The sequence below is a fragment of the Paenibacillus sp. OT2-17 genome, assembly GCF_009827695.1.
Classification (GTDB): Bacteria; Bacillota; Bacilli; order Paenibacillales; family Paenibacillaceae; genus Paenibacillus; species Paenibacillus polymyxa_B.
In genome coordinates this window covers 1-8,166 of sequence record NZ_WUDQ01000142.1, presented here as the reverse complement: position 1 = coordinate 8,166, position 8,166 = coordinate 1, and the positions used below count along the sequence as shown (strand labels likewise).

The 8,166-nt window shown below is 47.2% G+C and carries 7 protein-coding genes and 1 pseudogene; all 8 read left to right on the top strand.

The genetic code is table 11. The features are described 5' to 3' along the window. Window positions 1-268: pseudogene (gene ddl / locus GRP75_RS15260) on the top strand (D-alanine--D-alanine ligase); the annotation flags it as partial. A 101-nt stretch (window positions 269-369) separates the two neighbouring features. Then, the gene (locus tag GRP75_RS15255; protein WP_023987008.1) at window positions 370-693 is read left to right on the top strand and encodes a hypothetical protein; all 324 of its coding nucleotides are present in this window, start codon (window positions 370-372) and stop codon (window positions 691-693) included. Window positions 694-831: 138 nt separating this feature from the next. Beyond that, window positions 832-1,833, top strand: a complete 1,002-nt coding sequence (uvsE, locus tag GRP75_RS15250; protein ID WP_160789719.1) for a UV DNA damage repair endonuclease UvsE — start codon at window positions 832-834, stop codon at window positions 1,831-1,833. A 174-nt stretch (window positions 1,834-2,007) separates the two neighbouring features. Then, a complete protein-coding gene (locus GRP75_RS15245; protein ID WP_023987010.1) occupies window positions 2,008-2,874 on the top strand; it encodes an inositol monophosphatase family protein in 867 nt (288 codons plus the stop codon). Window positions 2,875-2,911: 37 nt separating this feature from the next. Continuing rightward, window positions 2,912-3,154 carry a hypothetical protein gene (locus GRP75_RS15240; RefSeq protein ID WP_023987011.1) on the top strand — a complete coding sequence of 81 codons (243 nt, stop codon included), beginning with the start codon at window positions 2,912-2,914 and terminating at the stop codon, window positions 3,152-3,154. A 124-nt stretch (window positions 3,155-3,278) separates the two neighbouring features. Further along, complete coding sequence (locus GRP75_RS15235) at window positions 3,279-5,009, top strand: sensor histidine kinase (protein WP_202404146.1); 1,731 nt, start codon at window positions 3,279-3,281, stop codon at window positions 5,007-5,009. After that, on the top strand, window positions 4,987-6,546 hold the full coding sequence (locus GRP75_RS15230; protein ID WP_023987013.1) for a response regulator transcription factor: 1,560 nt from the start codon (window positions 4,987-4,989) through the stop codon (window positions 6,544-6,546). Before GRP75_RS15235 ends, GRP75_RS15230 begins: the two co-directional genes overlap by 23 nt. Window positions 6,547-6,721: 175 nt before the next feature. Then, window positions 6,722-8,011, top strand: coding sequence for an ABC transporter substrate-binding protein (locus GRP75_RS15225; protein ID WP_028541002.1), 1,290 nt, complete (start codon window positions 6,722-6,724; stop codon window positions 8,009-8,011). The last annotated feature ends 155 nt before the right edge of the window (window positions 8,012-8,166 follow it).

The following is an 8,166-nucleotide window of genomic DNA, read 5'->3' as shown; positions in this document are numbered from 1 at the left end:
GGCAGATCGTATTCGTGAAGCTGCATTGCAAGCATTCCGCGCTCTAGAAGGCTGCGGGATTTCCCGTGCCGATTTCTTCGTCAGACGCTCGGACGGACATATCCTTATTAATGAAGTGAATACAATGCCTGGTTTTACACCGTTCAGTATGTATCCATTACTGTGGAGAGAAACAGGCGTATCCTATGCAAGTCTGCTGGACCGCATGATTGCCCTTGCACTGGAGCGTTATGAGCGCAGGTCGGCACTGCACTACGAGAACTCATAAACGAAACAAAGGGGAGCTGATCACTCTCCTTTTTGTTCATATAAATGGCATATCTTTGAGCACAACACTAAACCCTTAATCATGAAAGGTGGCGGCTACACATGGGCTTTCAAACTGAATTTAACTCAGTGTGCAAATTCAAGAGCGAACAAGAACTTTACGAACTGCTGGAATACGGACGTGGCAAGATGGTTAAATCCGGGCTGCGCGTGTTTCCGACAGGCCAGAAGGTCATCGCTTACAGCGTGGATAACGTGGCAGTAGCCATCGTGCAGATTGTGGGCTGTATCGCCGAAATTAATTTCCAGGGCGATGAAGTGACCGAAGTTGAAATGATTCTCATTCGTAAGCTGAATGAAGAGGAAGCGAGAATTCAGACTGCATTGGCGGATGAAATGTTTTTTGGAGCACAGCAGCAATCCTAGCTGATTCCTTCTTGCAATTTGTGCGATAACACCGAATCAGCAGGTGCTTTTCCGGGTATGATCAGTAGAAAAGGGTTTTAGGTCACAGAACGAAAGCGGCCTTACCATCTACTGCGACTGCTGAAAGGAAGACACCCTATGATCGTAAGGTTCGGTTATGTAGCCATGTCGGTTACCGTGCAAAATGCATCCCCCTCTAAAACCATGACAATGAGCAGCTTTAACAAGATTGGAGACCGAGAAGCTGCGATCCGCAAGCTAGAACGGATAGCAGCCGAAAATCTCCATAATACTTTGAGGCTGCTGCGCCATAATCGCGCGAGTGATATCCAGGTCTATCGTTTCTCATCTAAGCTGATTCCGCTCGCGACCCATCAGGATCTGCGGGATTGGGACCCTTTTCAGGCGCTTGCTGCTGACTTTGCAGAGGTTGGGAACTATGTCAAGGCGAATAGGATGAGGGTATCGTTTCACCCTGACCATTTTACAGTGTTAAGCACTCCCCGTCCTGAGGTGTTGGAGAGCTCCATTAATGATCTGAAGTACCACAAAGCGATGCTGGAGGCCATGGGGCTCGGTGCCGAAGCCAAGAACAACATTCATATTGGTGGTGCATACGGAGATAAGGTGACCTCAGGCCAGCGTTTTGTAGAGCAGGTTAGTGCGCTGGATCTTTCGTTAAGAGAACGGTTAACGCTGGAAAATGATGATAAAACGTTCAATGCGGTGGAAACGCTGGAGGCTTGCAAATTGACGGGGTTGCCGATGGTTCTCGATATTCATCATCAATGGGTGAATAATGAGGGGGAAAAGCCGTGGGAGCTATGGCCGGATATTTTGGATACCTGGAAAGGGGAATTGGCCCAAGCCGGATCTTCTGTTGATCATCCATTGCCGCCCAAAATCCATGCGTCCAGTCCCAAAAGTGAAAAAGATCCCCGGGGCCATGCGGAGGGTGTTCTAGTGGAGCCGTTGCTTACCTTTTTGCGCAATATTGCCGGATATACGGATCGGATTGATGTCATGCTTGAAGCCAAGCTTAAGGATGAAGCGTTATTCGGATTGATGAATGAACTGCGCCTTCAGGAAGACAATGGGGTTAAAGTGCTGGATGGGGCTTCCGTAGAAATTATGCCTTAGAAAGTAGCATTTCGCGGATAAAGCTCCCATTTAGAGAAACTTTATGCAGTTTATTGTGTATACTAGAATGTGTAAACTAGCAAACTTGTAATGAAACAGAGATGGTTAAGAGACTGTGCTGTAGGGCAGCTTCGTAAACCACGTAACAATGATATAGAAAGTAGAGTGAACACGTTGAACGAACATGAAAACGAAAAGGTTCCCTATATCGTATCAGGAAAAAGCTATACTGCCGTGGCTATTAACGCGGCATCCAAAGCCGGGGAATGGATTAAGAGCAGACTGGGAACTGTTGAACATTTGAATACCAAACAGTCTCCTACGGATCTAGTGACCGAGGTAGATAAAGGTGCAGAGCAGATGATTCGCAGACTGATTCTGACCCATTTTCCCGATCATGCTATTTTGGGTGAAGAGAGTGTAGAGCCGGGAGCCGAAGCTTCGGCCCGCGCATTAGAGGCTGCCCGTGAAGAGGAATATTTATGGATTATTGATCCGGTAGATGGCACTACCAATTTTGTACACAGTCTGCCGTATTACAGTGTGTCTATTGCCTTGGCCCATCGTGGAGAGGTGATTGTCGGGGTCATTTATGATCCGTCCCGTGATGAAATGTTTGTAGCGGAAAAAGGAAAAGGCGCGTATGTACATGGCAATCGCATGCAAGCCTCGAGAGAAGAAACACTGGGAGATAGTCTGGTCTGCATCGGCTTCCCACCGGACCGTACGTATGCACAACCGCTAAATATGAAAATTACGCAGGTTCTTACACCTCAAGTACGTGGCATTCGGGCGCTGGGATCGGCAGCATTGCATCTGGCTTATGTAGCGTCAGGACGGCTGTCGGCTTATTGCGAAATTGGTTTGAATGCGTGGGATGTAGCAGCGGGCGCTTTGCTGGTACAGGAATCAGGCGGTACCATCACCGATACATTGGGCAGACCTTATGACCTGAGTGTACGGCATATTGCAGCTACGAATACAGCTATTCATTCTCAACTTATTCAAGTGCTGAAAGAAGCAGACGCAACCGGGTTATAATTCTACGTAGACCATCATCCTGAAGGAGGAAATCGCGATGAGCCAATCCGAAGAATTGGAACGCCAGCTCAGTGAACTGCTGACGGAAGGCGAAATTCGTGAGAATGAGGCCAAAAAGCGGGAACGGCTCAGCCCTAAATATGAGGTGCGGGTTCAGACTCATATCGATCCCATTGTTGAGGAGACGCGTAAATACCGGAGTATGGCACGTGAACTTGATGACCGATACGACGAATATATGAGCAAGGCGGACAAATCGAAACCATCCGATCAACGCTAAGCAAATACAAATACCTCTTGCCGAATGACCAAGGCATGGGGTATTTTGTATGTTATAAAGGAGGCGACATTCACTGATTACCTACTTTAAAAGCGCTTACAAAAATGCTGGAATCCATCATAAAATGGTACTACTGATTACGGTGCTTATGCTGGTTAATTTTGCAGTAGTTGCAGTCATACTTAAGTACGTATTTCATATTTATGATAATCAAATGTACAAAAAAACATCCGAAGTACTCAATATTTCTTCAATCGGTATAGAAAATGAGTTGAAGGATGTGGAAAAAGTTACTTTCAAGGTAACAACGGACGAGCAGCTTCAACGTTATTTGCTGCAATTGGAAAAGGAAACGTCACCTTATGCCAAAATGGTGCTGCGTAAAAAAATAACGAATAGGCTCGTCGCCTTTGCCGGCTCTGAGACCTATGTCTATTCTATGATAGTGATCGATAAAGAGGGACAGGTCATGAGTGCGGGCAACCGCGAAGGTATTCCCCAAGAACTTCGATCCACCCTGTCGGAGCTGGCAGACGAACATGACGGTTCCAATGCATGGTATGCGGCAGGCCATTCCTCCTTGCTGGCAGCTCGGCAGTTCAAATCCTTTACCGATTCCAATTTTACGCTGAATGGGCTCGGAACGCTTGCGATTCGTGTGCGAATTGACCGGATTGTAGCGGACCGCGTGCAAACCTCCGGCCGTGACGGACAACTGATGATTACAGATGGAAGGCGGATGATTTATCCCGAAACACCACTATTGAGTGAGAGTGATATTCAGGCCGAGCTTGGCCGAAAGCAGCCTTACGGGATTGCGACCTACTCAGGAGGAACCTTTTTCGCTGCTCAAATCAAATCCTCTTATACGGGTTGGACGTATTTGCATATGACCCCCTTCGATGATATGTTTCGCAGCATTACGATCATTAAAGAAGTTGTAAGCGCTATTTTTGTAATTATGCTTCTTATTGCATTGGCACTGGGAGCTAGGTTGTCAGGCAGCATTACCAAACCGATCGTTCAACTAATCCAGAACATGCGTAAAATAGAAAAAGGCGATCTCGACCGTTTGGAAGAAGAAGCACTTGGCGCGGTCCCCCTTTCCACACAGGACGAGGTAGGCTTGCTACATCGGACATATAAGAAAATGATTCGCCGCATTCGTGAGCTCATTAATGAAAATGTTGCCAAGCAGCTATTACTGAGGGAAACAGAGCTAAAGGCACTACAAGCACAGATTAATCCACATTTTTTATACAACACGCTGGAATCCGTGAACTGGCTCGCCAAGGCCAATAAGAAGGATCGGATTTCAGAGATGGTGGAAGCACTTGCTTTTCTATTGCGTAGTGCGGTCAGTTTTGAAGAGCAGCTGATTCCGCTTCGAAAAGAACTGGATATTGTAAGGAGCTATGTAACGATCCAAACAACACGTTTTGATGAACGTCTCGTTTTCCATCTGGATGTCCCGGAAGAACTGATGGATGCGCAAATTCCGAAGCTAACGCTTCAGCCTTTGGTGGAGAATGCCATCCATTATGCGTTGGAGCCGCGAATTGAACCCTGTCGGATTGCTATTATTGCGAGAGAAAGCGAGGGGGCTCTATTTCTGCGAGTTGAAGATGACGGACCGGGAATGACGCCGGATTTCTTGGAAAAACTGCGGAGCGGGCAGGTCACGACTCGTGGGCAGGGCATTGGACTTACGAATATTCAAGAACGGATTAACCTGACATTTGGTACACCTTGGGGGATAGAGCTGCATAGCGAGTCAGGAACAGGAACGTCGATTCATGTCTGTATTCCATATGTGAAAGGGGATCAGGGTCGTGTACAAGGTGCTACTGGTTGATGATGAGCGTATGATTTTGGAAGGCATATCGCAGGTGGTTGATTGGGGTAAAGCGGGAACGAGATTGGTGGGTACGGCACGTAACGGGATTGAGGCTTATGATCAGATTCAGGCCAGCCCGCCTGACTTTGTGATTAGCGACATCTCTATGCCTGGACTAGACGGTATCGGACTGGTTGCCAAAACGACGGAGCACTTTCCAGACGTTCGTTTCATTCTGTTGTCTGGTTACAAAGATTTCGACTATGCCTGTCGGGCCATGCAATACGGGGTGAAGCACTACTTGTTGAAGCCATGCAATGAGCGGCAAATTCATGAGGCTCTGACCGAGTTGGGGCAGGAGCGGGAGGAGCAGGAAGAACGCAAGCAGTTTGTAAACCGGATGAAGCTAGATTTTCAGCGTATGCTGCCTCATGTGAAGGAACACTTTTTGAAGGAGTTTATTTCCTATAAAACTTACGGTAGCCGCGATATCGCATTTTATGAGCGGTTATTCGGACTTGAATTGCAAGATAAGCAGGTTCGAATGCTACTGCTGCGGGTGGAGGAATCACATGAGCCGGAGCATTTGTTTGCATTGCAAAATATAGCGGCAGATTTGATGGATGATGTCTTGCTCAGTACGACCATGCAGGGGCAATTGCTCATCGTGCTGGAAAGTGAGGATGACACGTCACGGTTTATGAAACAGATTGAAGCGGTACGTGCGACATTTCATCGCTTTTACAAGCTGGAGGTAACGGTCGCAGTTAGTGAGTCGGATAGTATGCAGCATTCACGGGGGATGTATCGGGAGACACTGCATTGTATGAATCACCGGTTTTACACCGGGGAAGGCAGTCTGATTACGAAGGAGGATTTAGCGGCTGAGGATACCCGGGAGATGGCAGATTTGGAGCTGGACGAGGAGAAGTTCGGTCTGCTGATCAAGGCTGGAAATACGGTGGAGGTTGCACAGGAAGTGGATCGGTTGTTCGGTATTCTGTCCCGTATGAAGCTGGAAATTTCCGTGACCCGCTCCTATGTGCTTCAGCTCTATGCCGCTATGATCCGTATATGCCCCGAAGAAGAGCGTGCGGCGTTTACGAGCCGAATGGTGGTGCTGGCAGAGCAAAAAACGCTGGCATGTCTCAAATCTTTTGTACAGGAAGCTGCCGAACGAATGACCGCAATCTATTATAAAAGTAATGTGTATCGCCAATCTTCCACCGTTGATAAAATGATCACTATTATTGAGCAAAACTACAGAAAATCGGATCTGTCGCTGAACGGAGTGGCAGGTCAAATGCTGTATATGAATTCCGACTACTTAGGGAAGATATTCAAAAAGGTGACGGGCGAAAACTTCTCACACTACGTCAATCGTTATCGGATCGAACGTGCGGCTGAGCATATTCGGGAGACGGGAGACGTGAAGGTGTTTGAGCTGGCGGAATGGTTCGGCTTCGGTGGGAACGCACAATATTTTAGCCAGGTGTTCAAAAAGTGGGCGGGTATGACGCCTTCCGAGTACATTAAATCACATGAACGGGGATGAGCGTATGGAGTCCCACTGTTTTTTAAACCAAGGAAACCTGATTTGTGTATTCCAATGTTTCTCGGCTTTTGGGAAAATAACAACAGGAGCTAATGTAAACGCTATCAAAGTTGCGAAAGTGCGTTGTCACTCGTAATTTGGCTCCTTTCTAGAACAGCGAAAAGGGGAGAGATAGGTGGGCAAAAAGGGATGGTTTCTGATCATAGCTATGCTGCTCGTTTTGACGACGGCATGTAGCGGAGCGGGCGGCGGCAATTCGGGCACAAGTGCAGACGGGAAAGTAAAGTTACGTATCGCTTGGTGGGGATCGGATACGCGTCATGAATACACGCAAAAGGTCGTTGATTTGTATAAGCAGAAAAATCCAAATGTAACGATTGATGTGGAATATGCCTCTTTCGATGACTATTGGAAAAAACTCGCTCCGCAGGCTGCGGCTAATCAGTTGCCAGATATCGTGCAAATGGACATTTCGTACATTAGCCAATATGCGAAAAATGGTCAGCTGGAGGATCTTGCGCCTTACTTGAATCAAAAAATTCAGGTTGCTGATGTGACCGAAAATGTACTCAAAACTGGCGTAATTGCTGGAAAGCAATATGGTATCCCAACCGGTGTTAATGTTCTGGGTTTCCAGTATGACCCGGCGTTGCTCAAAAAAGCGGGTATAGACAAAATTCCTGACAACTGGACATGGGATCAATACAAAGAAATGGCTTTAAAGGCTGGTTCCAATAAAGTATACTTTGACAGCTCGATGGCTGCCGATATTTTCTTCCACTACTATTTGCGTACGCAAGGAAAAACTCTCTACAATGCGGAAGGAACAGGATTGGGGTATGACGACGATAAGCTGTTTGTTGACTTCTTCAGCGGATTGGCTGATCTGATTAAGAAGGGAGCGACCCCGCCTCCTGAAATCATGAACCAGACCAAGGGGATTCTTGAGGAATCCGATATCGTAAAAGGAACAGGCATCGGTATTTGGCAGTGGTCCAATCAGTATGTGGGCTTACAGCAGGTCGTTAACCGCCCAATGGCACTGGCTCCGATGTTTGGGCCGAATATGGAAAAAGGCGTATATATGCAGCCTACGATGTACTGGACGGTTGCTTCCCGTTCACAGGTGAAGGATGAAGCCGCTAAGTTTATTGATTTCTGGATGAACGATGTAGAAGCGAATAAATTGATTAAAGGCGAACGGGGCGTGCCGATTTCCGCCAAAATCAAGGAAGCTGTTGCACCAGAGTTGAGCGAGCCTACGAAGCAGGTGTTTGAATTTGTAGCTTCCATGGAGCCGAAGGCTTCTCCAATGAGCCCGCCGCCACCAGTCGGATCGCCGGAAGTGATTGCGACTCTGACCGATTATATTGAGCAGGTCAATTTCGGACAGATGACGGCTGAAGACGCAGCGACCAAATTCCGGGCTGATGCGAATACCATCCTTGCGAATAACAAGCAATAATAAGCGTAATGAGACCTTTAGGATATCTGACAACGTTTTAGCATAAGAATCGATAGGATCGAAGGAACATTTCGTTAAGTTAACCGTGCGTAGTCCAAAACATGATTGCGCACGGTTGATTCGACGAAGCAACTACATAAGCACCCTTTGCAGAC

Bases quoted from the DNA above. Each gene is read 5' to 3' on its own strand.
- GRP75_RS15240 (WP_023987011.1), top strand. From the start codon at position 2,912: ATGAGCCAATCCGAAGAATTGGAACGCCAGCTCAGTGAACTGCTGACG.
- GRP75_RS15255 (WP_023987008.1), top strand. From the start codon at position 370: ATGGGCTTTCAAACTGAATTTAACTCAGTGTGCAAATTCAAGAGCGAA.
- GRP75_RS15235 (WP_202404146.1), top strand. From the start codon at position 3,279: ATGGTACTACTGATTACGGTGCTTATGCTGGTTAATTTTGCAGTAGTT.
- uvsE (WP_160789719.1), top strand. From the start codon at position 832: ATGATCGTAAGGTTCGGTTATGTAGCCATGTCGGTTACCGTGCAAAAT.